At 62.7% G+C, this 26692-nt stretch carries 20 protein-coding genes and 1 pseudogene; 6 read left to right on the top strand and 15 right to left on the bottom strand.

Annotation, left to right across the window (positions count from 1 at the left end; all coding sequences use genetic code 11):
• Positions 1 to 4 precede the first annotated feature (4 nt).
• The 10 genes from ACD578_RS23565 to bcsN all read right to left on the bottom strand — a co-directional run bounded on the left by ACD578_RS23565 (position 5) and on the right by bcsN (position 13265).
• Complete coding sequence (locus ACD578_RS23565; protein WP_404289008.1) at positions 5 to 1681, bottom strand: methyl-accepting chemotaxis protein; 1677 nt, start codon at positions 1679 to 1681, stop codon at positions 5 to 7.
• Position 1682: 1 nt separating this feature from the next.
• A complete protein-coding gene (locus ACD578_RS23570; protein ID WP_404289010.1) occupies positions 1683 to 2279 on the bottom strand; it encodes a chemotaxis protein CheW in 597 nt (198 codons plus the stop codon).
• 2 nt (positions 2280 to 2281) lie between these two features.
• Complete coding sequence (locus ACD578_RS23575) at positions 2282 to 3727, bottom strand: CheR family methyltransferase (protein ID WP_404289012.1); 1446 nt, start codon at positions 3725 to 3727, stop codon at positions 2282 to 2284.
• Positions 3727 to 4233 (bottom strand): chemotaxis protein CheW, encoded by a 507-nt coding sequence (locus ACD578_RS23580; RefSeq protein WP_404289014.1) that lies wholly within the window; start codon positions 4231 to 4233, stop codon positions 3727 to 3729. Before ACD578_RS23580 ends, ACD578_RS23575 begins: the two co-directional genes overlap by 1 nt.
• 94 nt (positions 4234 to 4327) lie before the next feature.
• Complete coding sequence (locus ACD578_RS23585) at positions 4328 to 6037, bottom strand: tetratricopeptide repeat protein (RefSeq protein ID WP_404289016.1); 1710 nt, start codon at positions 6035 to 6037, stop codon at positions 4328 to 4330.
• Between the two features lie 104 nt (positions 6038 to 6141).
• Complete coding sequence (locus ACD578_RS23590) at positions 6142 to 6444, bottom strand: hypothetical protein (protein WP_404289018.1); 303 nt, start codon at positions 6442 to 6444, stop codon at positions 6142 to 6144.
• Positions 6435 to 7532 (bottom strand): glycosyl hydrolase family 8, encoded by a 1098-nt coding sequence (locus ACD578_RS23595; protein WP_404289020.1) that lies wholly within the window; start codon positions 7530 to 7532, stop codon positions 6435 to 6437. Before ACD578_RS23595 ends, ACD578_RS23590 begins: the two co-directional genes overlap by 10 nt.
• Positions 7529 to 9760, bottom strand: a complete 2232-nt coding sequence (locus ACD578_RS23600; protein ID WP_404289022.1) for a cellulose biosynthesis cyclic di-GMP-binding regulatory protein BcsB — start codon at positions 9758 to 9760, stop codon at positions 7529 to 7531. The genes ACD578_RS23595 and ACD578_RS23600 overlap by 4 nt, the downstream gene beginning before the upstream one ends.
• Before the next feature lie 365 nt (positions 9761 to 10125).
• Positions 10126 to 12321 (bottom strand): UDP-forming cellulose synthase catalytic subunit, encoded by a 2196-nt coding sequence (bcsA, locus tag ACD578_RS23605; RefSeq protein WP_404289024.1) that lies wholly within the window; start codon positions 12319 to 12321, stop codon positions 10126 to 10128.
• A 161-nt stretch (positions 12322 to 12482) separates the two neighbouring features.
• Positions 12483 to 13265, bottom strand: coding sequence for a cellulose biosynthesis protein BcsN (gene bcsN, locus ACD578_RS23610; RefSeq protein ID WP_404289026.1), 783 nt, complete (start codon positions 13263 to 13265; stop codon positions 12483 to 12485).
• A 530-nt stretch (positions 13266 to 13795) separates the two neighbouring features.
• Between bcsN and ACD578_RS23615 the strand changes: the two genes are divergently transcribed.
• Positions 13796 to 14983: a multidrug effflux MFS transporter gene (locus tag ACD578_RS23615; protein WP_404289028.1), complete on the top strand. Its 1188-nt coding sequence runs from the start codon at positions 13796 to 13798 to the stop codon at positions 14981 to 14983.
• Here the strand turns inward: ACD578_RS23615 and ACD578_RS23620 are convergent.
• On the bottom strand, positions 14974 to 15870 hold the full coding sequence (locus ACD578_RS23620) for a LysR family transcriptional regulator (protein WP_404289030.1): 897 nt from the start codon (positions 15868 to 15870) through the stop codon (positions 14974 to 14976). The two genes, ACD578_RS23615 and ACD578_RS23620, sit on opposite strands and share 10 nt — an antisense overlap.
• Before the next feature lie 144 nt (positions 15871 to 16014).
• On the opposite strand from ACD578_RS23620, the gene ACD578_RS23625 reads away from it, so the two are divergent.
• From ACD578_RS23625 to ACD578_RS23635, 3 genes and pseudogenes are all read left to right on the top strand, one after another.
• The gene (locus ACD578_RS23625; protein ID WP_404289032.1) at positions 16015 to 17214 is read left to right on the top strand and encodes an acyl-CoA dehydrogenase; all 1200 of its coding nucleotides are present in this window, start codon (positions 16015 to 16017) and stop codon (positions 17212 to 17214) included.
• A 17-nt stretch (positions 17215 to 17231) separates the two neighbouring features.
• Positions 17232 to 18037: pseudogene (gene dapB / locus ACD578_RS23630) on the top strand (4-hydroxy-tetrahydrodipicolinate reductase).
• A 5-nt stretch (positions 18038 to 18042) separates the two neighbouring features.
• Positions 18043 to 19215: a CaiB/BaiF CoA transferase family protein gene (locus tag ACD578_RS23635; RefSeq protein ID WP_404289034.1), complete on the top strand. Its 1173-nt coding sequence runs from the start codon at positions 18043 to 18045 to the stop codon at positions 19213 to 19215.
• A 90-nt stretch (positions 19216 to 19305) separates the two neighbouring features.
• On the opposite strand, the gene ACD578_RS23640 is transcribed toward ACD578_RS23635, so the two are convergent.
• The gene (locus ACD578_RS23640) at positions 19306 to 19878 is read right to left on the bottom strand and encodes a TetR/AcrR family transcriptional regulator (RefSeq protein WP_404289036.1); all 573 of its coding nucleotides are present in this window, start codon (positions 19876 to 19878) and stop codon (positions 19306 to 19308) included.
• Between the two features lie 143 nt (positions 19879 to 20021).
• On the opposite strand from ACD578_RS23640, the gene ACD578_RS23645 reads away from it, so the two are divergent.
• Both ACD578_RS23645 and ACD578_RS23650 read left to right on the top strand, forming a co-directional pair.
• Positions 20022 to 21155, top strand: a complete 1134-nt coding sequence (locus tag ACD578_RS23645; protein ID WP_404289038.1) for an efflux RND transporter periplasmic adaptor subunit — start codon at positions 20022 to 20024, stop codon at positions 21153 to 21155.
• 9 nt (positions 21156 to 21164) lie between these two features.
• Positions 21165 to 24248 (top strand): efflux RND transporter permease subunit, encoded by a 3084-nt coding sequence (locus ACD578_RS23650; RefSeq protein WP_152714306.1) that lies wholly within the window; start codon positions 21165 to 21167, stop codon positions 24246 to 24248.
• A gap of 85 nt (positions 24249 to 24333) precedes the next feature.
• On the opposite strand, the gene ACD578_RS23655 is transcribed toward ACD578_RS23650, so the two are convergent.
• The 3 genes from ACD578_RS23655 to ACD578_RS23665 form a co-directional block, all read right to left on the bottom strand.
• Positions 24334 to 24786 carry a Fur family transcriptional regulator gene (locus ACD578_RS23655; protein WP_152714305.1) on the bottom strand — a complete coding sequence of 151 codons (453 nt, stop codon included), beginning with the start codon at positions 24784 to 24786 and terminating at the stop codon, positions 24334 to 24336.
• Positions 24787 to 24988: 202 nt separating this feature from the next.
• Entirely contained in the window at positions 24989 to 25399 is a 411-nt protein-coding gene (locus ACD578_RS23660) for a Fur family transcriptional regulator (protein ID WP_404289041.1), read from the bottom strand.
• Between the two features lie 103 nt (positions 25400 to 25502).
• Complete coding sequence (locus ACD578_RS23665; protein WP_404289043.1) at positions 25503 to 26678, bottom strand: Gfo/Idh/MocA family protein; 1176 nt, start codon at positions 26676 to 26678, stop codon at positions 25503 to 25505.
• Positions 26679 to 26692 lie beyond the last annotated feature (14 nt).

The raw sequence follows: 26692 nt of genomic DNA on the forward strand, positions 1-26692 counted from the left end.
CGGTTTACAGGCGATAGCGCTCGGCGAGGCCGAGCAACTGCTGCGCAAGGGTGGACAAGTTGGCGGCGGCCGTATCGAGCTGTCGCGTGCCGGCGGCCGTCTGCTGGCTGGCTTGGCGGATGTTCTGGAGGGCACCCATCACCTGCTCGATGCCGAGCTGCTGCTGGTTCGTCGACGCGATGATCTGCTGGAAAGTCTGAACGCTCTCCTGAATCTGGCCCGAGATGTCGGTGATGGTCTGTTGCGTGATGTCCGTGCGCTCCTTGCCGGCGGTCACACGCTTCACGGCTTCCTCTGTGAGCATCACGGACGAATTGATGCCGCGCTGAATGTCGCCGAGGATCGAGCGCACCTGCAGCGTCGCGTCCTTCGCCTGATCGGCAAGCGTCTTCATCTCCGATGCCACCACCGCGAAGCTGCGTCCGTTCTCGCCGGCTGCGGCGGCTTCGATAGCGGCGTTGAGGGCAAGAAGATGCGTGCGCTCGGAAATGTCATTGACCGATGTGATGATCTCGCCGACGGCCTGCGTCTTCTCGCTCAAAGCGACGATGTTTTCCGCCACGGCTTCCGCCTGCTCGCGGATGGCATCCATGGCGCGTGCGGTCTCTTCAACAGCCTGTAATCCCGACATGCTGGTCTGTGCCGCAGCCTGCGCCGAGGCGATGACCTCCTGCGCGCGCTTTCCGATCTGCGTGCCCGAATGCGTGATCTCATCGACAGTTGCGGCGGTTTCCTGAACGGCGGCCAATTGTTCCTCGACGGAGGCTGCCTGTTCCTGGGTCGAGGCGCGGATTTCCGCCGCTGCGGCGTTCAGGTTTTCAGTCGCCTCGCGGCTCTGTTGCGCGAGCTGGCGCAGGCCTTCGACCATAGTATTGAGGGTCGCACCGAGATGCCCGATCTCGTCTTTGCCCGTTACGGCCATCTGGCCACCGAGCTCGCCGCGTCCGACCCGCTCGACGAAGCCCATGAAGGCGCTGAGCGGCCCCGTGATGGAGGAGCGCAGCGCATAGGTGATCAGGACGCTCAGAAGCGCAGCGCCCGCTACGGCCAGGATGATCGACATCCGGCTCTGCTCGTAAACCTCGCCGATCCGTCTCTGCCCAATCGTGATCGCTTCGCCCAGGACACTGCGGGCTTGCACCAGGTTTCTGTTCCAGGATTCGCGGCTGGTGTTCAGGGCATTCTGTGTGGCGGCTACCGCTGCAAGGTCATTACCCTGCTGGGCCGCGAATTGTCGCTCGGTCGAGGAACGAAGCTGACGCAGGTCTCCGCTGGCGCGGTTGAGAATCTCGGTAATACGTCGCCAGGCATCTGCTCTCTGCGAGGTGACTGATCGCGCGGCGAAATCGGTTACCGTCGCAATCGCCTGCGCCATAGAGGCTTCGGTCGCGGCGGCCTGCTGTTCCCAGGAGCGGACGAGATCGTTACTGGCGGCTTGCTGCTGGCCAAGCGAGCGCAGGAAGAAGCGGGAGAGAACTTCCTCCCGCAAGCCCCGCATGTCGTTCTGCAGATCGCCAAGGTCCTCGATCTGACGCATCAGGGCCAGATCGCGCGTCACGATCGTCTCGGTCGACTGGCGGACGTCGTCGAGCTGGTTGAGGGCATAGACGCCGAGGCCGACCATCAGCGCGACGATGACGGCGAAGCCGAGAAGAATGCGGTTGGCAATCGAGATCGTCACGTCAGACTCCAGGAACAGATGAAGAGAGTAGTAAGGAACGCAGAAGGCGTTCGATATCGAGAAGAGAAACAATTTCGTCCTGATCGGCAGGGCCGGATCGGGTCTTGCCATAGCCGGTAACGGCATCATTGCGAAAGCCCGCGGCCTCCTCGCCAGTCAGGGGCAGAATATCTGTGACCGCATAGGCGCGCTCGACCCTCAATGCCACCTGAGGCTGCTCCCGCCGCAGCAGGATGAAGTGAGCGTATTCGTCTTCCGACGAAGTGGCCTCTAATCCAAGTGCGAGAGCAAGATCGATGACGCTCACCACCAGTCCGCTACGCCCGAACAAGCCGATCAAGGCGGGCGGCCCATCCGGAACGGGCATGCACTTTTGCGGCGGCAACACCTCGGCGACGGCCTCGATCGGGAGGCCGAAGCGCTCGCGCCCAGTGCCGCAGAGCAGCACGCGGGGCAAGGCTTCTGCCGGGGCGGTGGCATCCCTGCGGGCTGCAAGGCGTTCCGTGCGCTCGTCGAGGATCTGCTGTACGCGTTCCTCGGCCGAGCGAATGCGGACCCGCTCCATCAGCCTCAGCCTACCGTGCACCGAATTCGCCACAATCATCTCCTGGGCTTGGACGGCGTGGTCGCTTCGAGATGGATACGGACCAGATTGCGCAGATCCATGGCGGTGATTCCGTCCGACTCGTCGAGAAGGTGGTCGTCACGCATCATTGAAGCAATGCGGGCCGCATTGGTCAGTGCGCGCCGGCCACAACCGGATCGCCCTTCTGCGAGCAGCAGAAGTCCGAGGTGGTAGTGAGCCATGGCAAAGCTTTTATCGAGATAGATGCTTTTAAGGAAGCTGTTCTCCGCATCATGGGGTCGTTTGAGCGCCTGCAGGATGAGGCCATGGTAAAAGTGAAGGGCGGCACTCAGGGGCTGCTCGGCAAGGGCTTCCCGGCAGAGAGCATCGGCGGCGGCGAATTCGCCGGAATTGGCTTGCGCTTTGACCCTGTCCAGCAAGGCATCCGGAGGCTGAGGATTAGCGAGGGAGACCGGGGCCTTGGGGGAAGCCTCCGCAGGACATGGAAGAATTTGCCGCTTGGTGGGTTCTGCCGGCTTCGGAGCGGGTGGAAGCGGTGCAAGTTCCCTCAGAGGCAGTTTGGGGGGCTCGAAAGCTGGTATTGCAGGCGCTTCTTCTCCTGAGCCGGACCGATAGGCCACCGTCCCCGGCAGATTCAGGCTCTGCATCATAGCGGAGAAGGCGGGGTTGGGCTCCGCATGGCCCAGCAGCATCCAACCTCCCTCCGCAAGGCGGCCGTGCAGAGCCCCGACGATCCGGATCACGGTGTGCGGATGAAAGTAGATCAGGACGTTGCGGCAGAGGATCAGGTCGAAATCCGTGAACTCGAGAGGCGAGGTACCGTCGAGAAGACTCAGGAGATTGTGCTTTTCGAATCGGACCAGGGAGCGGAATTCCGGCCGCACCTGCCACTGGTCCTTTCCCGCGCCCAGGAAGTAGCGTTCTCGTTCCTCGGCTGGCATCGACCGAAGTGCCCACTTTCCGAATCGTGCCTGCTTGGCAAGGTTGAGGAAGCTGTCGTTAATGTCCGTGCCGACGATGCTGACACGCCATGTTCCAAGGCTCTCGCCGAGAATCCCGTTGACGAGGATGGCGAGGGAGTAGGGCTCGGCTCCCGTGGAGCATCCTGCGCTCCAAATCCGCAGCCGCCGCGTGGCGCTCTTCCTTTCGATGATCTCGGGCAGGATCGTATCGCGCAGGGCTGCGAACTGCTCCGCGTAGCGGAAGAAGAAGGTCTCGCCGATGGTGATCTCGGTTTCCAGCTTGCCCCATTCGGCAGGGCCGGAAATCGCATCGTTCAGGAGGTTGAGATACTGAGTCGAATCGGGAAGCGCCGTCGCGCGCAGGCGCTTGCGTACCCGCTCCCACAGCAGGTCGTCTTTATCCTGATAGTAGAAATGCCCGGTGCGGTCGATGATGCGGCTTTTCAGTTCAGGAAAGCCGGCATCGATCAGAGGGGCAGCGTAAGCGCGTGTGGCCATCAGGCCGAGACCGCCCATTCGCTAAGGCGGTTCTGGGCCTGGCGTCCGAGTTCCGCCAGAGCCTGCTGCTCCTCGGCGAGGAGAATGCGTTCGACGGAAAGCAGGTGGACGAGCCGCTCGTCCCACGTGACCTCCGCCTCGACGCAGCCGTTCAAGGTGGCTTCTTCGCTGACGGATGAAAGCTGGCACGTATCCACGCGGGCAACATCGAGAACCCTGTCGACGAGGAGTGCAGACGTTCCCGATGCGCTGAACCGATCAATGAGGATCAGATGCCGATAGAGATCCGCCTCGGCGCCATCCTCGACCGGCTGCAGACCGAACAACACATCGAGCCGAAGTACCGGAACCGCATGGCCGCCCAAGTTAAAGAAACCCGCCACCGGGTGGGGCATGACTGGGGGACGCCACAGGTGCGGCAGCGGCAGGAACTCGCGTGCGGCGCTTCTGTGCAGGGCACAGGCGATACCGCACACGTCGAACACTATGATCTGCAAGCTGGCCATGGATTCGATCGAGGGTGGACACCGAGAAGGCTAACGCTCATTCGACCATTAGATAGGTGCAAAGCTTGGTCTGGCAACCACTCGCGCGGGACAGCTAATAGCGCATCTGGCCGGTGACTTCGCGAATGGCATTGAGCCCGGCAGCGGCTTCCTCGGAATATCCCGTCTGTTGAACCGCGCGGAAAACCTTCTCCGCATCGTTGTAGCGACCGAGTTTGAGATAGGACCAGCCGCGGATGAGCAGAAGATCGTTCTGTTCCGGGACGATCCGGGCTCGCTCGCTCAGGGCGAGGAGGGTTTCCACATAGCGCCCGTCGCGATAGGACGCCAGCGCCCGCTGGGTCAGGATCGAAGCGCCGAGTTCCACCCGGCGCTCACGTGTCTGGGGCGCCTCGGCGGCTGCGATGGCCGCCTCAGACGTCAGATTCTTGCGCAGATAGGCGAGGGATTTGCCGTAGGCCGCTTCCTCGCGGGCGCGGCTGCTGCCGGTGGCGGTGGCCTGATCGAAGGCGGCCACGGCTTCCATGGGACGGTTGATCTCCATGAGGCACCAGCCGCGGGTGAGGGCGCTGTCGCCTGACAGGCCGGCCGGATTGCGCGTCATGGCGCAATTGCGCCCCAGAGCTGATCGGGCCTGGGTCTGCCTGCGCCGGACGTTGTCCTCGGTCCGGGCGAAAGTCTGCTCGGTCTCGACCCGTTCCACCGTGACCTGGCGGGGTTGGACCGGCGGCGGAGGGCTCTCGATGGGCTCGGGCATGGGCGCCTGTGCGACAACAGGCTGTGTGACGACAGGCTGCCGTCTGGAAGCCGGATTGGCACCGTCCGCCAGATCGGCGATGCGTTGCGAGCGGCCGCGCCATTGGGCGACCACGGCGTTGAAGCCGGCACGGTCGGTGAGACGCTGGGTCGTCAGGGCCAATCCATAGGCGGAGGCTTCGTCGTCGGCCTTCCAGGTCAGGGCTGTGCGGAACCAGTCGCGCGCCGTGCGGATCTGCTCCGTATTGTAGGAGTACCATCCAAGGGCCTGGGCCGCGTCCGAGAAGCGCTGTGCCGTGACGACCGGGACGATCCGCGCGATCACCGGGGGTTCGAGCCGCGGCGGCGGATCCTGGCTGAGGAGCGCCGTCGCCACGTCGAGATAGATCTTCATGTTCTCGGGCGCGCGCTCGCGCCATTCATAGGCGAAGGCTTCCGCATCCGAGAGCCGTTCGAGCGCCCGCAGCGACATGGCATAGCCCTCCGCCGCCTTCGTGCCGCCATTGCGGTCAAGGGCCGTCTTGAACAGTTCGAGCCCCCGCGCGGGATTGCCGTGATGGTAATTGTACCATCCGAGGATCAGCAATGGCCCGGCTTCGTTCGTGTTCTGGATCAGCCGCTCGACCACGGCGAGATCCTCGGCCGATGCGGTCACCTTGCTGTCGAGGGAGGCGCGCTCGACCCGGCGGCGAGCCAGCTCGTCGCGGATAGAGGTGAAATCGTCCGGGGACTCGCCCGTCTTGCGTTCGAACTGGAGCAGGGCTGTCATCTGCTGCTCGGGCAGCAGGGTCAGGGCCTTCTGCAGGGTTGCGAGGCGTTCGCCCGGGTTGGCACAATTCTGCAGGAGATAGGTGTAGACGTCCCGCGTCCGGTTCGGCTGGTCGGTCCGGGCAAAAGCTTCGGCCACCCGCCAGAGCACGTCCACGTTCACGCAGGTCAGGAGGCTGGGCGCTTCCGTGGCCACCTGCAGGACCGTACGCCATTGGCCCGTATCCGACGCATTGGTCAGGCGGCGACGCGCCTCGACGGTCTCGAGAGCCGTGACCAACTCTTCCGGGGCCTTCCAGTTCGGGTCAGAGGACTGACGTTCGGCAATGGCGGCGCGAACCTCGGCGATTCGATCTTCGCGATAGAGATTCCAAAGGCGTTCAATCAGCGGGTCGGGCGCCGCGGCGGCGGCGGCTCCCGAGAGTTGCGACAGGTCGCTGGGGGAGTCCAGTTGGGATAGAGCGCCCGCAATCGAGCGATTTCCGCATTCACGCGGCGGGTATCGCCCTGGGACGCGAAATAGCGCAGGGCGGATTCATCGACCTGAGGCTGGGATCCGTTCGCCGGAGGTGTCGACGTCGGCGATTCGGCAGGCGGCTGGCTGCTGCCGGAACCCGTCTGCTGCGCGATAGCTGCGAAGCCCAGGATTGCAACTGCAATCGTTATGGCACTGCCGACTAGACGCATTGCGGATATTTTTCACCGAGCAGGGATTTTGCCAAAAGGTACAGGGTGGACGGATAATAGAGGCTCGGCTCAAAGGTCTTCAGCGCTTCAGGAACGGGCGTTCCGTCGAGCGCGCAGGCCAGAGCTGCGGGCAGAATGGCATAGCCCTGATCGGTCAGTCGTTCCCGGACCTGTCCGGTCACCACATTGACCACGGCTACTCCCTCGTTCTCCGTAGACCAGCGTTGCTTGAGAGCCCTCAGCCACTCCATGTCAGTCATCCCTGCTCTCAACAGGTAAAGCGGTATCCTTAACGAGTTGTAACCGAACTCGGGAGGAAAGCCATCAGCCGGCTGAGGTTGGAGTCCGTTCTGAATCGAGACCCAGTCGGCAGGAAGCCTGACGCGACCCGAGGTCGCCTGCTGCAGCAGCATCACGCCGTCTCGCCAGACGCGGTTCCATTCGTATTCGGGGGCCAAGGCAGCCAGCACCGGAAAGGTTTCGAAGACCCAGTAGGAGAGATTGATGACAGGACCGTCGGGGCGGTCGCCTGCGCCGAAACCCTGGGCGCCCGGCAGGAGAATCATTGACCGTCCGCTGAGGCTGAACGTGCTCTTGCCAATGGCTTTGGCGAGCTTCTGCGCGGCCGTTGTGTAGCGGGGCTCCTGCCAGGCCGTTCCGGCCTTGGCCAGGGCATAGGCAATGAGAATATCACCGTCGCTGGCATTGTTGCGATCGGTGACCCGCGGCTTGCTGGCGGGATCCCATTTCCAAACGGCCAGGCCGTCGTCCCGGATGAGAAGTTCGGTGAAGGTGAAGGTCCAGATCTGCTCGAAGGAGCGCCTGTCGGCGGCTGCCAGGGCGAGCAGCAAACCGTATCCCTGCCCCTCGCTGTGACTGATGTTGCCGTTGGCTGTATCGACCACTCGCCCATTGTCTTCCACGAATCGCGAGCGATAGGCCTCCCAGTCGGCCGGGGAGATGGACCCCACTAGGTTCAAAGGCTGGACGGAGAGGCTCTGAGAGAATGCCACCGACGCCATGAGAAAGAAGAAGGCGGCAAAGAGCCAGGGCAGGAGCTGGATGGGCCGGGAAAGCCGGATCGTCATGACCGGCGTCCCAGACGGTTCAGAAGCAGGGAGGTTGCCACGCCCAGAAACGTACAGCAAGCCAGCATGAGAACAGCATAGGGAAGGATGTTGGCGGACATCCAGTTCGCTGCGACGAGGCGCAGATTCGTCAGGGACGGAGGCAGCGTCTGCACGAAGCGATAATCCTTGATGGGCTCGACCTGCAGCTTCATCTCCCTCGGTTCCAGGGCGATCGCCCGGCCCGCGACCTGTGACCATATCATGGGATTGGCCAACCGGGCCGTTTCATCTGCCAGTGCCTTGTCCGTTCGGGCCGTCACGAGGGTCCAGACCCCGGACGCTTCGGTGCGGCTTTGGGCGACGAGCAGGGAGGCGCGCTGCGGCGGCTCATAGGGCACGTCGGTGCGCTCTTCCAGCGATAGGGAGCTGACGGAGAGACTGAAGGTCTTTTCCATCCAGTCCTGCACCGTCCCGATCGTCTGCTGAAGAACGCCGCGCCTCTGGAACGTCTCCGACCACCGTTTGCGGACCTCGTCCGTCGATGCCGTAGCTGTGTGATCCGGCGAGGCCTGGGCGGCGGGAAGGCTGAATTCCGTGCTGACCATCTGAGGTCCGGAACGGTCGCCCGCTGTCGGCGTCGAAGGCCAGATCATGCGCAGATGTTCCGACACCTTCACACGGTTGAGCAGGCCTGCGGGGATCTGATCAACGGCGCCGATGAAGAGCACGGATTCGTCATCCGCCGAGGCCGCGTTGGAGAACTGCGCGCGCACCGGCGCACCGGCGCTGCGTGCCATGCGGGCGAGCAGGGTGCCTGCCGCGGAATAGTTCAGCGGGTCGGGTCGGGCCAGAACGACAGTTGTCGGAAGATCCTCATCCGGGAAGCGGCCCGCGCTCAGAACGGCAAGATCTGGCAGGCGTCCGATGCGCCCATAAGTCGGAAACTCGAGCGCGGTGGTGTCGAACAGGACGAAGCGGTTCGCCTCGGAGAGGGTCTCGCCCGGGGCGCAGCGCTCATCGGCATCCGTCAGCAGGACGGCCTCAATGGTGATTTGGTTGAGACCGGATTTGAAGTTCTTGAGCGGTACTCGGATGTTATGCCGCCGGACGATGTCCCCTTGCGAGGTGATCGTCATCTGCGTGCTGATCATGCCATTGACGAACACGTTGACATGGCTGCCCGGCCGCACCGCCGACGTGTAGGCCGCATCCAGATGCAGGACGGTCTCGCCATATTCGGTGGCGTAGAAATCAGAGGGCAGGTTGATGGAGAAGCCGGTCTTCAGCCGCCGTCCGGAGAATTCCTGAGTCGGTACTCCGAGATCGGCAAAGCGGAAGGAATGCGCGCCGAAGGCGGTCGGAACCTCCGGCCATTGCCATGAGGCGGTGTCGATCACGCCGCGTTCAACCTGCGCGGCATTAATGCCTCGAGCTCCGACGATGCCGATGGCGGTGTCGAGATCCTGCCAGGTCGGCCCGGACACGACCAGGGTGGATCCCAGGGATACCGGCTCCTGCATCATCATGGTCAGCGGCTGTATCGTGGCTGCATCCGGGACGCCTGCAACTAGGCCGCGCAACTCGCTAGCGAGACCCATGGCCACTTTGATCGTGCCGATGGGGGAGGGGCCCGGATCGGATTCCACCACCTGGATCACGGGATGGGCATAGCGTCCGCGCAAAGCCACGAGCTGCACGAGGCGCAGCAGACGGTCGCGGATTTCGGGGCGGTAGATCTTGGGAGCGACCACCCGGATCGTCGTCACCCCCGTGTTATCGACGCCGACGGCGGGCAGATCGTCCAGGCCGCGCAGCGTCTTGGTGGCGCCTTCGGCGAAGATGAGCTTTGTGGAGGCCGAGTCCACATCGGTCCAAAGCTCGTAGGTGGCTTCGATAGTGCAATCCGTCCGGTGGCGCTGAAAGGCTTCCATGCGGATGATGTTCTGCCCCGCCCGCAGGAGACCGGGACGGATCGACGCCGTCATGCGCTTGATGTCGTTTGACGATGAGATCGGCGTGTCGACGACGGACTCGCCATTGATCGCGATCCTCAGACGTGACCCCTCGGGCATGACCACAACAGCGTTCTTATAGCCGAGCGCGATACTGGCGCCGCTCGATGCCTCGTCTTGCGTGAGGTGGACGGTCCAGGACCTCGCATCGATCTCGCCCTCGAGGCGGATCGTCTCGAAGGGAAGGACAGGACGTTCAATGCGTGCAACGCTGCGGCCCGCCGTGGCTCCCATTGCGGGCGGCGCAGCGGGTCTGGCCGGGGCTGTACTACCGCCCTGCGCCTGAGGAGCGACTGGAGCCGGGCGCTGGGGCGCTATGTTGAAGGGCGTTGCGGTGCTGGCCGGGGGGTAGGCTGGGCCGGATATGCGGGTTGTGCCGCAGGAGGCGTCGAAGGGGCTGCGCCTGGCTGGCGCATCTCGAAGGGTGCGGCAGACGGGGCTTGTTGCGCCGGTTCCTGCTGCGGTGCAGGCCGGGCTGCCGGGGGCGTTCTCGGTGCGCCGGGCGACATGCCGAAGGATGCCTGCGCGGCAGCGTTTTGCGCAGTCAGCGTCTGGAAGGCGAGCAAGGAGAAGATCAGAACCCGACGCACGATAAACCTCTACTTGACGGCCGGGGCCACGGACGGCGCCGGAGGGTTTGAGGTGCCGATCTTCTGCAGACCAAAGAAATAGGAGAGGCCTCGTCCCGTCTGATAGAACGCGACCATGAAGAACCAGAGCGTACCGCGGAGAACGCCAATGTCATGGTGTCGGTTCTTCTGGAATTCGCTCCACTGGTCCGCATTGGCGAAGACGAGATCGGCGATCATCCGGCGATGCTCGGGCTTTTCGGTCATGAAGCGGCAGCCGAGCAGCAGGCCCCTGTCGTCCATGCCGACCTTGCGGATCTCCATCGGCAGATGCTGGACGGGAAGGCTGGAGAAGGGCTGGAATTCGAGTGTACCCGAGGTGCCCTTCTTCAGCTTCGGCTCGGCGGAAGGCGGAACGTGAACCCTTGCGCCTCCAACCGAGACGTCCTTCAGGACTGCATCGATGATCTCGTCGCCCAGGACGAAGCGGCAGGGCCGCTCGACGCGAACCCGATGGCTCTGGCGCCGTGTGGCCCGCTCCGACACCACACCCAAGGCACAGCCTGCGATGATGAGGTTGAGGACGTTCCAGGCGCCCGTCACCAGAGTAAGATCGGCCTTGTAGGGCTCTGCCCAAACGCGGATGCCGGTGGCGATGACGCCGAGAATCAGGATGCCGAAGATGATGAAGTACGGCGTTCCCAGTTCCGAGACGCGGCTCTCTTCCATGGACTCGTTCTTCGCCGTGACCTTGAAGGTAGGCTTGCTGGGATTGGCGATCACCGACAATACAGCCGGCAGCAGATAGATCGTCTGGATGTACTCGTAGAGATCCGAGATCCACGGCCAGCGATAGCGGCCGTAGAGATAATTCTGCATCATGAAGTTCACCATCATGTAGGTAAAGGTGTAGGCGAGGAACTCGCCTCCCGATGCAGTAAAGATCTCAAGCCCAAAGAAGAGATAGCACAGCGGTGAAATGAGAAAGCAGAACCGTGAGAACGGAAACAGCCAGAACATGCTGCTCGACATGTAACACAAGCGCTGAGAGATCTTCAGCCCGCGCTTGAAGGGCGGGAATTTGTAGCGCAGGATCTGCATCATGCCTTGCGCCCAGCGCGAGCGCTGGCCGATGAAGCTCGCGAAGCTGTCCGGTTGCAGGCCGGCGATCAGCGGCTTGTCCACATAGACGCTCGTCCAGCCGCGGGAATGGAGCTCAAGGGCGGTCTCGCAATCCTCGGTGATGCTGACGCCGCTGAAGCCATTGGTTTCCTGCAGGGCTTCGCGTCGGAGCACGGCGGCCGAACCGCAGAAGAAGGCCGCATCCCACTTGTCGAGACCACGCTGGATGACGCCGTAGAACATCTCGTTCTCGGACGGCATGGTCTGGAAGGTGCCGAGATTGCGCTCGAGCGGATCGGGGTTGATGAAGAAGTGCGGGGTCTGAACCAGGAACAGGTTCTTGTCCGTGGTGAAATAGCCGACGGTCTCTGTGAGGAAGCTGCGCGCGGGAGCGTGGTCCGCATCGAACACGGCGACCAGGTCGCCAGTCGAGTGCTCGAGGCCGTTGTTGAGGTTGCCGGCCTTGGCATGCAGGTTGCGCGCCCGGGTCAGGTATTTCACGTCCATGGCGGCGCAGAGGGCCTGCAGCTCGGCGCGGCGCTCGCGGGCTTGGTGCGCGGCGTTAGCGTTGCTCGAATTGCACTTCTCATCCGTGCCGCCGTCATCCAGAAGCCAGACCGTAACCTTGTCCGCAGGATAGGTCATGCCTTTCGCAGCGGCCAAGGTCGTCGCCAGCAGATCGGCATTCTCGTTATAGCTCGGAACGAAGACATCGACTGTCGGCAGGTTTTGCGGATCGATCTGGGGCGCCTTGCGCGATTTCAGCGGGCTCGACACGACGAAGAGGCTCAAGAACAGCATCATGACACTGTACATCTCGGCCAGATAAAGCAGAAAGCCCGGGATGAAGCTTGTGACCTCGGTGATCGGTGGGATCGTGCTGGTGGTGCGCCAGAAGACGTAGCGCAGGACGATGGCGGTGCCGAGAGCCAAGGCGATCAGCCGCCAGATGCCTTGGGCGCGGAAGAACTTGAGGATGATCATGCAGGCCACAACCGTGAGGCCCGCAACAAGATGTGCCTGGAGGCTGATGGGAAGAGCAACGATCGAGATGATCAGTACCGCCGCCACAGCCCAAAAGGCCACGATAAGACCCGCTCGCATCGTCTGGATTCTCGGCTTGAATGTTTGCGTGAGAGACTGCACGCTTAATTCAAGACTAAAGTCGGGTCTATTAATATATCCATAGTGTTGCTTAGGCCTAATGTCACAGTAGTAAATAGATCGCTATTTAACTTTATAGCATTGCTGTGTTCGACCTCGCGTCATTGAGCGGGCGGTGGCGGCACGACCGGATAACCGCTCGGTGGTGCTGCTTCCGGCGGAGCGGCAGCAGGCGGTTCAATCGTATCTTTGTCAATGGTGCGCCTTGGCGCTTGCACGGATGGGGCGACGCGACGCGTTTCCTCGGATAGGCTCCGCCGGCGGACTACTGTGGCACTTTCCCCGCTACCGAGACCCAGCGGATACAAGGGGGCATCCTTCTCCCCGAAATGAGCGGGCGGCGAGGGCGGGTCTCCGTAGGGGTTCCAGGATTCCTGGCGGTAATAGGCGGCGATGGTGTAGCCGTAGAAGACACGCAGCAGTTGATCAACACTGGCATCCGCATCGCAAAGGCGCAGGCGGACCGAAACGGCTCCGCCCGGCACGAAGATGGCGGGCTCGCCTGGCTCGATCCGCTGCCAGGCGTAAAGGCACAGATCGCCCGCGGAGGAACGCCCTGTGGCAAAGCCGAAGGGGCCGAACCGGTTCTGCACATAAACCAGCGAGGTCTCCATCTCGACGCCCGGCATCCGCTCTTCCATCTCGCTCTGGAGCCGGTCCGGGGTCATGGAGGGCAAGGACAGAGTATTCGGGATTTCCATGTTGCCTGCGGTGTTGTTGAGCAGGCTCACGTAAAAGGCGTTCTGGCCCGTGGTCAGCGAGGCCGTCGATAGGGCGATCTCCTGCGAGAGGCCATCCTGGTATTGCTGCTGCAGAACCGCGACCACGGAGGGCCCGCCGGGCGGGGGGACGACGATCGCACGCGTTGCCGGCACTTCGGACATAAGGCTCGCATAACCCAGATCCGAGCGACCTGCGCAGGCGGAAACCGTCATCAGAACGGCCACGACAGCAAGACAATTCAGCGCATTGTGACGACTGGCCGGCCTCCCAAGCGTGGAATTGGAGTGTGGTGCGGACCGCGAAACGCTGAGACTCGTCTGATTCGGGGACATCGAAGCGGTCATGAAGAACTTTGATAACTCGGGGGCCGGCCGGGCAGCCGCGCTGCCCCGCATGAGGGACGGATCGTTCGCGGATGAGCCCATCCAGCTGGATGGTTAATTAGCTATGGCCATTCATGGTTAACGAAGAGTAAGCATTATTTCCAGACCGGATTATAGTCCGATAACAAACGGGTGGCTGTCTTGAACCTGGCCGATGAAGGGCTTACAAGCGGCGCCCGTCCTCCGGTGCTCCTAGCCCGAGGTGAGCCGGGACCTTTTTTCGTCCGCATTGCTTGACCCGTTCCTCCAGTGGGCAGGCCGTTTTCTCAATCTCGGCTCGTCGGCCGGAGCTACGAAAGCCGTTCTCCATGAAGTCCGCCTTCTTACGCAACGCGCTGGTTCTCGGCATGCTCTCCGCCGTAGGTCCTTTTGCCATCGACATGTATCTGCCGTCCTTCCCGGCCATTGCTCGCGAGTTCCAGGTCGATGTCAGCGCCGTGCAGATGAGCCTGATGAGCTTCTTTCTGGCAGTCGCGGTCTGCCAGATCGTCTATGGGCCGCTCTCAGATCGGTTCGGACGCAAGCCGCCGCTCTATTTCGGACTGGGCCTTTTCATTCTGGCAGGCATCGGCTGCAGTTTCGCCCCCACTGTGGAAACGCTGATTGCCTTCCGCTTCCTGCAGGGCGTCGGTTCCTGCGCCGCCATGGTCATTCCCCGCGCCATCATTCGCGATCTGCATACCGGGCATGAAGCGGCCCGGCTGATGGCGACGATGATGCTGGTCTTCAGCGTTTCGCCCATCCTGGCGCCTCTGGCCGGCAGCACCCTGACGGCATTCTTCAGTTGGCGCGCCATCTTCTGGGCCATTGCCGTAATCGGCCTCGCGGGTCTTGCCGTCGTCCTCTTCCTCCTGCCAGAAACCCATAGGCCGGATGCGGACCGGAAAGGCATTGGACATGCCTTTGCCACTTACAGGAATCTTTTGAAGGATCGTCGTTTCCTGGGGCTCGCCTTCATCGGCGGTTTCAGTCAGGCGAGCTTCTTTGCTTATCTTGCCGGCTCATCCGTCATCTTCATCGAGCATTTCGGCCTGACGCCCTCGGCCTACAGCATGGTCTTCGCGTCGAATGCCATCGCCTTCATCGGCAGCGCGCAGTTCAACAGCTTCTTCATGAGGCGCTTCGGTGCCGAGCGGGTGGTGCGCACCGCGATCTCCGGCTTTGCCGCTTTGGTGGTCCTGCTGTTCGTGCTCACCATCCTCGGCATCGACAACGCCTATGTTCTCTGGGGCCTGCTTTTCGTGTCGTTCGGCTGTCTCGGCTATGTCATTCCCTCGACGGCCGTGCTCGCGCTCGAAGACCATGGTCCCGTGGCGGGGACTGCTTCGGCGCTCATGGGTACCTTGCAACTCAGCACGGGTGCCGTGATCATCGTGCTGGTCAGCGCCTTCTACAACGGCACACCGCTTTCGATGGTGAGCGCCATCGTCGTCTGCGGGCTCGTGGCGTTCACCTTGAGCTTCCGCACCTTGAAGCCGAAACAGGTCTATCCCTGACGGATCTCGTCCAGAATCCAGTCGCGGAAGGAGCGCAGCAGCGGCGTCTCCGCCTTGTGCTCCGGGTAGACGAGGTAATAGGCGCCGCCGCTGACGAGGCTTTGGGGGAACAGAATCTTGAGGCGCCCCGAGGCCAGTTCGTCGGCGATCAGGAAATGCGGAATAAGGGCTGCCCCTAATCCCGCTGCGGCAGCCTGGGCCACCATGGCGAATTGCTCGAAACGAGGACCGCGCAACGGATTGCCGACCTCCACGCCGACGCTGGCGAACCACTCGGCCCAAGCCGTCGGGCGGGTGCTTTGCTGCAGCAGGGTGGCGCGGGTCAGATCCTGCGGCGAGTACAGGTTCTCCCGTTCCCGGTAGGCCGGGCTGCAGACAGGCACGACCTCTTCGGTTCGCAAGAGCTCGCAGACCGCGCCCGGCCAATGCGGCTCGCCGAAATGGATGGCAGCATCGAAGGGCTCAGCGGCAAAATCGAAAGGTACGAGGCGCACGCCGAAATTCACCGTTGCGCCGGGGTGCCTGGCGAAGAAGTCCGGAATACGGGGAATGAGCCAGCGGGTGCCGAAGGTCGGCAGGGTGGCAAGATTCAGGACGCCGCTGGTTCCGGAGAGAGCGATGGCCTGATGGGTGGCGTCGGAGAGTTCGGACAGGGTGCTGCGCACATGAGAGGCATACATGCGGCCCACGTCAGTGAGCACCACCCGCTGCCGAGAGCGGCTGAACAGAGAGACGCCGAGGGATTCCTCCAGTTGTTGGATTTGCCGCGAGACGGCGCTCTGGGTCAGGTTCAGTTCCTCGGCGGCTCGCGATACGCTGCCATGACGGGCTGTGGCCTCGAAGGCCAGGAGGTTGCCCACATTGGGCAGGAAGCCGCGGCGAAACAAACGTTCATTCCAATTGAGAATAACCTGCTGCGAAGATGTCGATTTACATTTGCCCTGTCCAGCGCGATTTTGCCACTCAAATTCAATGGGTTTGGCTGGCCTGACGCCGGCACCCTCAAGGCTTGCATGGGAAGGACAATCATCATGGCCGGTGCTCAACAGGAACTCGCGAAGCTCAAATGGGAAGACCCGCTTCTCCTCGACGAGCTTCTCACCGGCGACGAGCGCATGATTCGCGATACGGCCCGCGCCTACGCCCAGGATAAGCTCCTGCCGCGCGTGATCGAGGCTTACCGCGAGGAGAGGACCGACCGCTCCATCTTCAACGAGATGGGTGAGCTCGGCCTCCTCGGCGTGACCCTGCCGGAGGAATACGGCTGCGCTGGCGCTTCCTATGTTGCCTACGGCCTCGTGGCACGCGAGGTGGAGCGGGTCGATTCCGGCTACCGCTCCATGATGAGCGTGCAATCTTCCCTCGTCATGTATCCGATCTATGCCTATGGCTCCGAGGAGCAGCGGCGGAATTACCTGCCCAAGCTCGCCTCGGGCGAGTTCGTGGGCTGCTTCGGCCTCACCGAGCCGGACGCGGGCTCCGATCCGGCAGGCATGAAAACCCGCGCCGTGAAGACCGATGGCGGCTATCGCCTCACGGGCTCCAAGACGTGGATCTCCAACTCCCCCATCGCGGATGTCTTCGTGATCTGGGCTAAATCCGAGGCCCACGACAACCAGATCCGCGGCTTCGTGCTGGAGAAGGGCATAAAGGGTCTCTCCGCGCCGAAGATCGGCGGCAAGCTCTCCCTTCGCGCCTCGATCACCGGCGAGATCGTCATGGACGGCGTCGAGGTGGGCGAGGATGCGCTGCTTCCCAACGTGTCGGGCTTGAAAGGCCCCTTCGGCTGCCTCAACCGGGCGCGCTATGGCATCTCCTGGGGCTCCATGGGGGCAGCGGAGGATTGCTGGCACCGGGCGCGTCAATACACGCTCGACCGTAAGCAGTTCGACCGGCCGCTCGCTGCGACCCAGCTCGTACAGAAGAAGCTCGCCGACATGATGACTGAGATCACGCTCGGCCTTCATGCCAGCTTGCGCGTTGGACGCCTCTTCGACGAAGGCCGCGTGGCACCGGAGATGATTTCGCTGGTCAAGCGTAACAATTGCGGCAAGGCGCTCGATATCGCCCGCCAGGCCCGCGACATGCATGGCGGAAACGGTATCCAGGAGGAATATCATGTCATGCGCCATGCGCAGAACCTGGAGACCGTGAACACCTATGAAGGCACGCATGACGTGCACGCCCTTATTCTGGGCCGCGCGCAGACGGGCCTGCAGGCATTCTTCTGAGAGTAGGCTGGTAGCTCATGTCAGTTCGGATTACCTTGGCGGGCGCGACCGGCTGGGTCGGCAAGTCCCTCGTGGCGGCGATTGCCGCTTCCGACGATCTCGTGCTCGCAGGTGCGGTGAGCCGCAGTGCCGCGAGCCAGGATGCGGGCGAGGCCGCAGGACTTCCCCCTTGGGAGTTCCGATCAGCGCCACGCTGGAAGAAGCCTTGAAGGTACCGTCCGATGTGGTGATCGACTACACCAAGCCCGGTGCCGTCAAGGCGCATGCCCTGACGGCGCTTGCACAGGGCCGGCATGTGGTCATCGGCACGTCCGGGCTCTCCGCTGAAGATTATGCGGAGATTGATCGTCATGCGCTCAAGGCCGAGCGCGGCGTGCTCGCGGCCGGCAATTTTTCGATCACGGCGACGCTGCTGCGCCGCTTCGCCCTTGAGGCTGCCCGCTACGTGCCCGATGTGGAGGTCATCGATTACGCTTCCGCCAAGAAGCCCGACACGCCATCCGGGACGGCCCGCGAGTTGGCAGAGCTTCTCAGCGAGGTGCGCCAGCCCGCGACGTCGAAGCCGGTCGCCGAGCTGACCGGCGTGCGCGAAACCCGCGGCGGCTCCCTCGGCGCGAAGGAGCCGGTGCAGGTCCATTCGCTGCGCCTGCCGTCCTTCGTCCTGTCCTGCGAGGCCGTGTTCGGCGCGGACAATGAGCGGCTTGTGATCCGCCACGATGCGGGCTCCTCGGCCGCTCCCTATGTCGCCGGCACGCTGCTGGCAGCCCGACGCGTTCGGTCATTCATCGGATTGAAACGCGGTCTCGATGCCGTGATGGATTGACCGGAATGAAACCGCTCGAAGGCCTCAAAGTCCTCGAACTCGCGCGCATTCTCGCGGGCCCCTGGGTCGGCCAGCTTCTCGCCGATCTCGGCGCCGATGTGGTGAAGGTCGAGCGGCCCGGTGTCGGCGACGACACCCGCGGATGGGGACCTCCCTTCATCGAAGGGGCGGAAGGCGACGATCTCTCGGCGGCTTATTTCCATTCCTGCAATCGCGGCAAGCGTTCCATTGCGGTCGACTTCGAGACGCCGGAGGGGCAGGACCTCGTCCGCCGGCTCGCTTCTCAGGCGGACGTGGTGATCGAGAACTTCAAGGTCGGTGGCCTGAAGAAGTACGGGCTCGATTATGACGGCCTGAAGCAGGTCAACCCACGCCTCGTCTATTGCTCGATCACGGGTTTCGGGCAGAACGGCCCCTATGCCGCCCGCGCCGGCTACGATTTCATGATCCAGGGCCTCGGCGGCATCATGGACCTGACCGGAGATCCTGAAGGAGAGCCGCAGAAGATCGGCGTGGCCTATGTGGACATCTTCACTGGCGTCTATTCCGTCGTTGGCATCCTCGCTGCCCTTCGCCGCCGCGACCAGACGGGGGAAGGGGCGCATCTCGACATGGCGCTCCTCGATGTGCAGACGAGCGTTCTGGCCAATCAGGCCATGAACTACCTGGCGTCCGGAAAGTCGCCCCGCCGCATGGGCAACGCCCATCCCAACATCGTGCCCTATCAGGTCTTCCCCGTCGCGGATGGCCATGTGATCGTAGCGGTGGGCAATGACGGGCAGTTCGCCCGCTTCGTGTCCGTGCTGGGGAAGCCCGAGCTGGCGCAGGACGAGCGCTTCAGGACCAATGCCGGCCGCGTCGGCCATCGGGCCGAACTCGTGCCCCTGCTCACGGAATTGACCCTGACATTCACGCGCGAGGACCTTCTGGCGGCCTTGGAAGGGCAGGGCGTTCCGGCCGGTCCCATCAACACGGTGGCCGATGTCTTCGCCGATCCGCAGGTCATCGCCCGGGGCATGAAGATCGATCTGCCCTCCCAGGCCGCCAAAGGCGGGGCCATTCCGTCCGTTCGCTCGCCCATCGTGATGGATGGGCAGCCCATGGCGGCCGGCCGTCCTTCGCCGCGCCTCGGTGAGCATACGGATGAGGTTTTGAGCGACCCGTCCTGGATGGCCTAGAGCGTCGGACCCGAAAGCGAGCCCACTTTTCGGGTCAGTCGCCGACGCGGATCGTCTGTTCCGCACGATGCGCTGAGGCCGGAAAATCCGCTACTCGGCGATGCCCTTGACCACGACCCGGTCGATGGCCCTCACGATCCGCTCCCGATCCGCGTTCGAGAACGGGCTGAGATTATGCATCTCGAGATTGCTGAGGCCCTCGGTCGCAAGCCAGCCCAGCAGGGCGGCATCGAGATCGTCCGAGTTGGCCTTCAACTGCTCCAGGGTGGTGCTGATCACCTGACGGACCGGATCGAGGAGGCCTGGGTTCTCGGCCGTCGCCGCCATCATCCCGGTGGCGAACTCCTGCATCTTGCCGCCGCAGCAGATATTGAGCAGGGTTTTCGTCACCACGCGGGCTTCCAGGTTCGGCCCGGGTTCGGCCTTTTCCCGCAGGGCATCCTTCTCGGAGGTGACCTGGTCGATCATGCGCTGGATCATACCCTGCAGCAGGGCTTCTTTCGTGGGAAAGTTGTACAGAAGCCCGCCCTTGCTGAGGCCAGCCTTCTCCGCGACGGCATCCAATGTGAGCCGTCCGGCGCCGATTTCGGCAACGAGTTCTGCCGCCGCGTCAAGGATCTTTTCGCGGGAACTCTTACGGCCTCTGGTACAGGGAAACAACATCCACCACTCTTGCAACTAAACCGTCCAGACGGTATATAAATTCTCTCTCACGGCCTTGGCGTCAAGGTAAAGTTACGCTATTGCCGCACCCACCATAGTCGTACAGGGCTCACGAGGTGAGCCCTAACTCTCGGAAAAAGCCTATGAAACGGCGCATTGTAGTTGCTCTTGTCTTCATTCTTGCAATCGGACTTTGCGCCGGGTTGGTCTGGTTCAACTTCTTCCGCGACAAGATGATCACCCAATTCTTCGCCACCATGCAGCAGCCGGCCCAGGCGGTTTCTGCCGCCAAGATCGAGGCCAAGACGTGGACGCCGAGCATTAGTGCCATCGGTACGGCCAAGGCCGCCAACGGCGTCGAGTTGGCCTTCGAGATCGCCGGCATCGTCAGCGAGATCAAATTCAAGGCCAACCAGAACGTTCGCCAAGGCGAGGTTCTGGTTCAGCTGGACGACACGGTCGAGCGAGCCGACATTCAGGACGTCCAGGCGAACGTGAAGACGGCCGAGAGCAGCTTCGAGCGCGCCAAGACCTTGTCGACGCGCGGCTATGGGACGGAGGCCAATCTCGATCAAGCCAGCGCCTTGCTCGCCGCCGCACGCTCCCGCCTCGCCCGTCTGCAGGCGACCATCGAGCAGAAAGCCCTGAAAGCTCCCTTCTCGGGTGTGATCGGCATTCCGCGGATCGATGTCGGTCAGTACCTGCAGCCCGGAACCGTCATTGCGAGCTTCCAGGACCTCTCGTCGATGAAGGTCGATTTCACGGTTCCCGAGCAGCGGGCCGGCGAGATCAATCTCGGCCAGGAGGTTCATATCGGCACGACCGAGGGCAACCTGCCGTTCAAGGGCCACGTCACCGGCAAGGACCCGCGCGTCGATCCCAAGACCCGGCTCGTCTCGGTCCAGGCTCTCGTCGAGGACAACAAGAACGGGGCCATTCTCCCGGGTCAGTTCCTCCACGTGGAGGTGATCCTGCCGGAGCAGCCCAATGTCATGACCGTCCCGCAGACGGCCGTTATCGCCAGCCTCTACGGCGATTACGTCTACACGATCGACCAGGAAGAGAAGCAGGGCCAGCAGGTCCAGGTCGTCAAGCAGGTCTTCGTCAAAACCGGCCGCCGTCGTGGCGGTGCTCTCGAGATCGTCTCCGGCGTCAACCCGGGTCAGCAGGTGGTCGCCTCCGGGCAGAACAAGCTGCAGTCCGGTGCAACCGTCAAAATCGACAACAGCATCGATGTGACGAAGCTCGACGCATCGAAGCTCGCGAGCGGACAATAGGCATAAGCCATGAGTTTCACTGAACTTTTCATCCGCCGCCCCGTCCTGTCGATGGTGGTGAGCCTCCTGATCCTGTTGCTCGGCGCGCAGGGACTGATGAACCTTCAGGTGCGTCAGTATCCCGAGGTCGAGGAAACCACGATCACGATCACGACCACCTATACGGGTGCGAGCGCCGATCTGATCCAGGGCTTCATCAGCACGCCTATCGCCAAGTCCGTGTCGAGCGCAGAGGGCGTGGATTACGTGACGACGCAGAGCCGGTTGGGCATCAGCACGGTGTCCGTGCGCATGCGCCTGAACACGGATCCGAACGCGGCGCTCACCGAAGTCACGGCGAAGGTGCAGCAGGTTCGCGCGCAGCTTCCGTCGGACGCCGAAGATCCGGTCATCATGAAGGGTACGGGCCAGAGCTTCGCTCTCATGTACATCACCTTCGGCAGCACGGAGATGAATCCGGAGCAGGTCTCCGAATTCCTGACCCGTGTCGTGCAGCCGCGCTTTGCAACGCTTGAGGGTGTCGGCAACGCCGAGATCCTCGGCGGGCGCGACTTCTCCATGCGCGTGTGGATCGATCCCGTCCGTCTGGCCGCGCGCGGCGTGACGGCTGGCGACGTCGTCCAGGCGATCAATGCCAACAACTTCCTCGCGGCTCCCGGCAAGACGCAGAGCGAATACGTGGCCTACAGGCTCGACATGCAGACCACGCTGCAGACGCCTGAGACTTTCAGCATGCTGCCGATCCGGTCCAATGGCGACCAGGTCGTGCGCTTGCGCGATGTGGCCGATGTCGAACTCGGGCCCGAGAGCACAGACACCATCGTCAGCTTCAACGGCAGCCAGGGCACCTTCATCGGCATCACGCCGACCCCGTCCGCCAATCCGCTGACCGTTGCCGAGGCCGTGACGAAGGCCATCGATTCGATCCGTCCGACCCTGCCCAAGGGCATGAATGTCGAGATCGTCTACGATGCGTCGAACTTCATCTCGGCCTCCATTGAGGAGGTGTTCAAGACCATCGGGGAGGCGGCGCTCATCGTCGTCGTGGTGATCCTGTTGTTCCTCGGGTCATTCCGCTCGGTGCTGATCCCCATCGTGACGATTCCGCTCTCACTCGTCGGCGTCTGCTTCTTCCTCTATGCGCTCGGCTATTCGATCAACCTTCTGACCCTGCTGGCGATGGTGCTCGCCATCGGCCTCGTGGTCGACGACGCCATCGTGGTGCTGGAGAACATCCACCGCCATATCGAGGAGGGGCTGAAGCCCGTCGAGGCTGCCGTCGTGGGCATGAAGGAGATCTTCGTTCCCATCGTCTCCATGACGATCACCCTGGCAGCCGTGTATGCGCCGATCGGCTTTACGCAAGGATTGACCGGTTCGCTGTTTCGCGAATTCGCCTTCACGCTTGCAGGGGCAGTGATCATCTCCGGCATCGTCGCCGTGACGCTTTCGCCGATGATGTCCTCGAAGCTGCTGAAGTCCCATGGGGCTCAAGGACGGTTCGCTGCCTTCGTGGACCGCACCTTCACGCGGCTTGAGAACTGGTATGCAAGGCGCCTGAAGGGTTCGCTGGATTATCGCGGCGTGACTCTGGTCATCGTCGCGGTCCTGCTCGGCACCACGGCCTTCCTGTTCACCAAGACTTCTTCCGAGCTTGCGCCCGAAGAAGATCAGGGTGCCTATCTCGGCCTGGTCAATGCGCCGAAATATGCGACCGCCGACTACACGCAGGCCTTTTCCAAACAGTTCACGGGCGCAGCCGAAAAGATCCCCGAGATCGACGACAGCTTCCTGATCGTCGGCATCGACGGCGGCGGCGGTGGCTTCGTCGGCTTCAAGTTGAAGGAATGGAGCGAGCGAGAGAAGAAGGGTCCTGTGACGAAGCAGGAGATCCAGAACCTCCTGAACGAGAATGCCGGCGTGCAGGCCTTCGTTTTCGCGCCTCCCTCCCTGCCCGGTGGCGGCGATGGCCTGCCGATCCAATATGTGCTGCGCACCATCGGTGACTCGTCTCAGGCTTATGAGATCGGTGAACAGATCCGGCAGCGTGCGATGAAGTCCGGCAAGTTCATCGTGGTTCAGAACTCGATCTCCTATGAGACGCCCCGGGCTCGCATCACGGTGGATCGCGACCGCGCCGCCGCCCTCGGCGTGCCGGTCTCGGAAATCGGTAACACGCTCGGCGCTCTCGTCGGCGGCGCGCCGATCTCGAAGTTCGACCGCGACAACCGGAGCTATGACGTCGTCAGTCAGGTCCGGCAGGAGGATCGTCTGAATCCGGAACGTCTGGCCGAGTACTATGTCCGTGCCTCCGACGGATCCATGGTTCCGCTTTCCGCTTTGGTGAGCATCAAGACGGATGCGGCGCCGGCCGTCATCGAGCAGTTCAACCAGCTCAATTCGACGACATTGTCGGCGCTGCCGCTCCCCGGCGTGACCACGTCGGAAGGCTTGGCGACTCTGCGCTCCATCGGGCAGGAGGTCATGCCGCAGGGCTTCTACGAGGATTATGCCGGCCAGTCCCGCCTGGAGATCCAGGAGGGAAGCTCGATCTTCCTCGCCTTCGGTCTTGCGGTCATCGTGATCTATCTGGTGCTGGCGGCACAGTTCGAGAGCTTCCGCGATCCGTTCATCATCATGATGTCGGTGCCGCTCTCCATGTTCGGTGCCATGATCTTCCTGAATCTCGGCTTGGCGACGCTGAACATCTACACGCAGGTCGGGCTGATCACCCTCGTGGGACTGATCACCAAGCACGGCATTCTGATGGTGGAGTTCGCCAACGAGCAGAAGGAAAAGCATGGCGTCAGCAAGCGTGAGGCCATCGAGGAGGCGGCCCGGGTGCGCCTTCGCCCGATCCTCATGACCACGGCCGCCATGGTGCTCGGCGTCGCGCCGCTGCTCTATGCGACCGGTGCAGGTGCAGCGGCTCGCTTCTCCATGGGTCTCGTGATCGCGTCGGGCATGTCGATCGGCACGATCTTCACGCTCTTCGTGGTGCCGATGTTCTACACCTTCATCTCGAAGGAGACGGTGCGGGCCGAGCGGGTGGAAGAGAAGCATCCCCATCGCCAGGCCCTCGCGGCGGAGTAAAGAAAAGGCCGGGCAATGCCCGGCCTTTTAAGTTCAAGTCGCGATAGGCAGGGTCAGAAATCGACTCTACCTTTTGTTTTCAAATTCACTGGGCGATCTCGCCCTCGACTTCCATGAACGGAGAGACCGACTTGAAGCCGGCCTGCTCGGCCGCCTTCTTCACGGCCTCTGCAACCTCGGTCGAGTGAACCTCGATGGTCTCGCCCGTCTTGGAATCGACGAACATGATCTTCATCGCGTTCACGTCCGGCTGGCCGTGGGAGATGACGTAGGAGTTCTGGGTCGCCAGACGATGGACGAGACCGGCATCGCGCAGGAAGTCGAGAGCGCGATAGATCGTGACCGGAGCCAGACGCTTCTTCTCGCTGCTGAGACGGTCGACCAGATCGTAAGCTCCGACCGGGCCGCCGCTCTGGACCAGCTCGCGATAGACGCGTTCGCGAATCGGCGTGAGTCTGAGATTGTTCTGGCGGCACAGATCGTCTGCACGACGGAGGAGGTTGTCCTCTTCTTCTTTCCTGAGGGCCTTGGTGCTCATGAGCCACACTCCTGTTATTACGGAACCTATATATTCATATAGGTAAAATGCGAATCTGACAATGTGCTATCGTTACTGGAGGCGCTTGCAGCTGTGCATATTCCGCAAAGGTATCTGGCGTTTAGACACACAAAGGGTGGAGTTTGCCCCCTTACTGATACGTATTAACGTATCTATTTGCCTGATGTTCCGACGCTCAAGCTCACTTTGCGCAGGTCTCGCACAGACCGCGGATCTCCACTGTTACCTTCTTGGTGCAGAAGGCATGGTCATCGCCCCAATGGGAGAGGCGCTCGCTGATATGCGGGTCGGTGAATTCCTTGACCAGGCCGCAGCTCTCGCAGATGGCGAAGGCCGCCATGTCGTGTTCGTGGTGCGGGTGCTTGCAGGCCACATAGGCGTTGAGGCTCTCGAGCCGGTGCGCCAGGCCCTTCTCGATCAGCTTGTCCAGGGACCGGTAGACTGTCGGCGGCGTCACGGCGCCTTTGGCCCGCATCTTGTCGAGGACCTCATAGGCCGAGAGCGGGTTCTGGGCGGAGCACAGAATCCGGTGAACCCGCTTCTGAGTGTCGTTTAGGTCCTCGAGGCCGTGATTGTGGTGCGTGGAAGCCATCTGAAATCGTCAATTCCGCCTATGAGCGTGTCACCCTATACGTCATGATTGCAGAGGCGATTTCAAGAGAGATGCACAGGGGGCCGGCCCCCTGTGCCGCAGGCTAGAGATCGACCCAGGCCGCCTTGCGTTGCGAGGAGCGCACCGCCGCCTCGATGAAGCGCACGCCGCGCACGCCGTGCTCGACGTTGGGCACCTGGAGCGAAAAGGGATTGGGTTCGCGGTTCTCGATCCGCGCCGCGATCTGCTCCGCCACATCCGTGTAGAGCTGGGCGAAGCCTTCGAGATAGCCTTCCGGATGTCCGCCCGGAATGCGCGAGGCTGCGCGGGAGACCTCATCGGCGCCATAGCCGTTGCGGCGGATGGTGCGCGGCGGTTCGCCGAGCGGCGAGAAGGTGAGATAGTTCGGGTTCTCCTGATGCCATTCGAGACCCGCCTTCTCGCCGTAGACACGAATGCGGAGGCCGTTCTCGAGGCCGGCCGCCACCTGGCTGCACCAGAGCATGCCCTTGGCGCCCGACGCGAAGCGCAGCATCATATGGGCGTTGTCGTCGAGCCTGCGACCTTCAACGAAGGTATGCAACTCCGCCGACAGCGACGCGACCTCGTCGCCGGCGATGAACTCGGCGAGGTTGAAGGCGTGAGTGCCGATATCGCCGACGGCGCCGGCAGGGCCCGAGCGGGCCGGATCGGTGCGCCATTCCGCCTGCTTGCTGCCGGTCTCCTCCATGCGGGTGGCAAGCCAGTCCTGCGCGTATTCCACCTGCACCACGCGAACGGCCCCGAGCTCGCCCGCCTGCACCATGGCGCGGGCCTGCCGCACGAGCGGGTAGCCCGTGTAATTGTGCGTAACCGCGAAGATCAGACCGGATTCGCGCGCCAGTTTGGCCAGTTGATCCGCCTCGCGCCGCGTGGTCGTCAGCGGCTTGTCGCAGATCACATGGATGCCGGCCTTCAGGAAGGCGCGGGCCGCCGCCGCATGGGCGTGGTTCGGCGTCACGATGGCGACCGCGTCGATGCCGTCCTTCAGCCGCCGCTCGCGGCGCGCCATCTCATTGAAATCGCCATAGATGCGGTCCGGCTTCAGAAGAAGGTCCTGGCCGGAGGCCTTAGCCCGCTCCGGATCGGACGAGAGGGCGCCCGCCACCAATTCCCAACGGTCGTCGAGGCGGGCGGCAATGCGGTGAACGGCGCCGATGAACGCGCCGCGTCCTCCGCCGACCATGCCGAGGCGCAGCCGGCGGTTGAGCTTCTGATCCGGAGATCCAGCGATCGTCATGTGTTTGCCCCCTT

The sequence above is a fragment of the Microvirga sp. RSM25 genome, assembly GCF_044784385.1.
GTDB classification, from domain to species: domain Bacteria; phylum Pseudomonadota; class Alphaproteobacteria; order Rhizobiales; family Beijerinckiaceae; genus Microvirga; species Microvirga tunisiensis.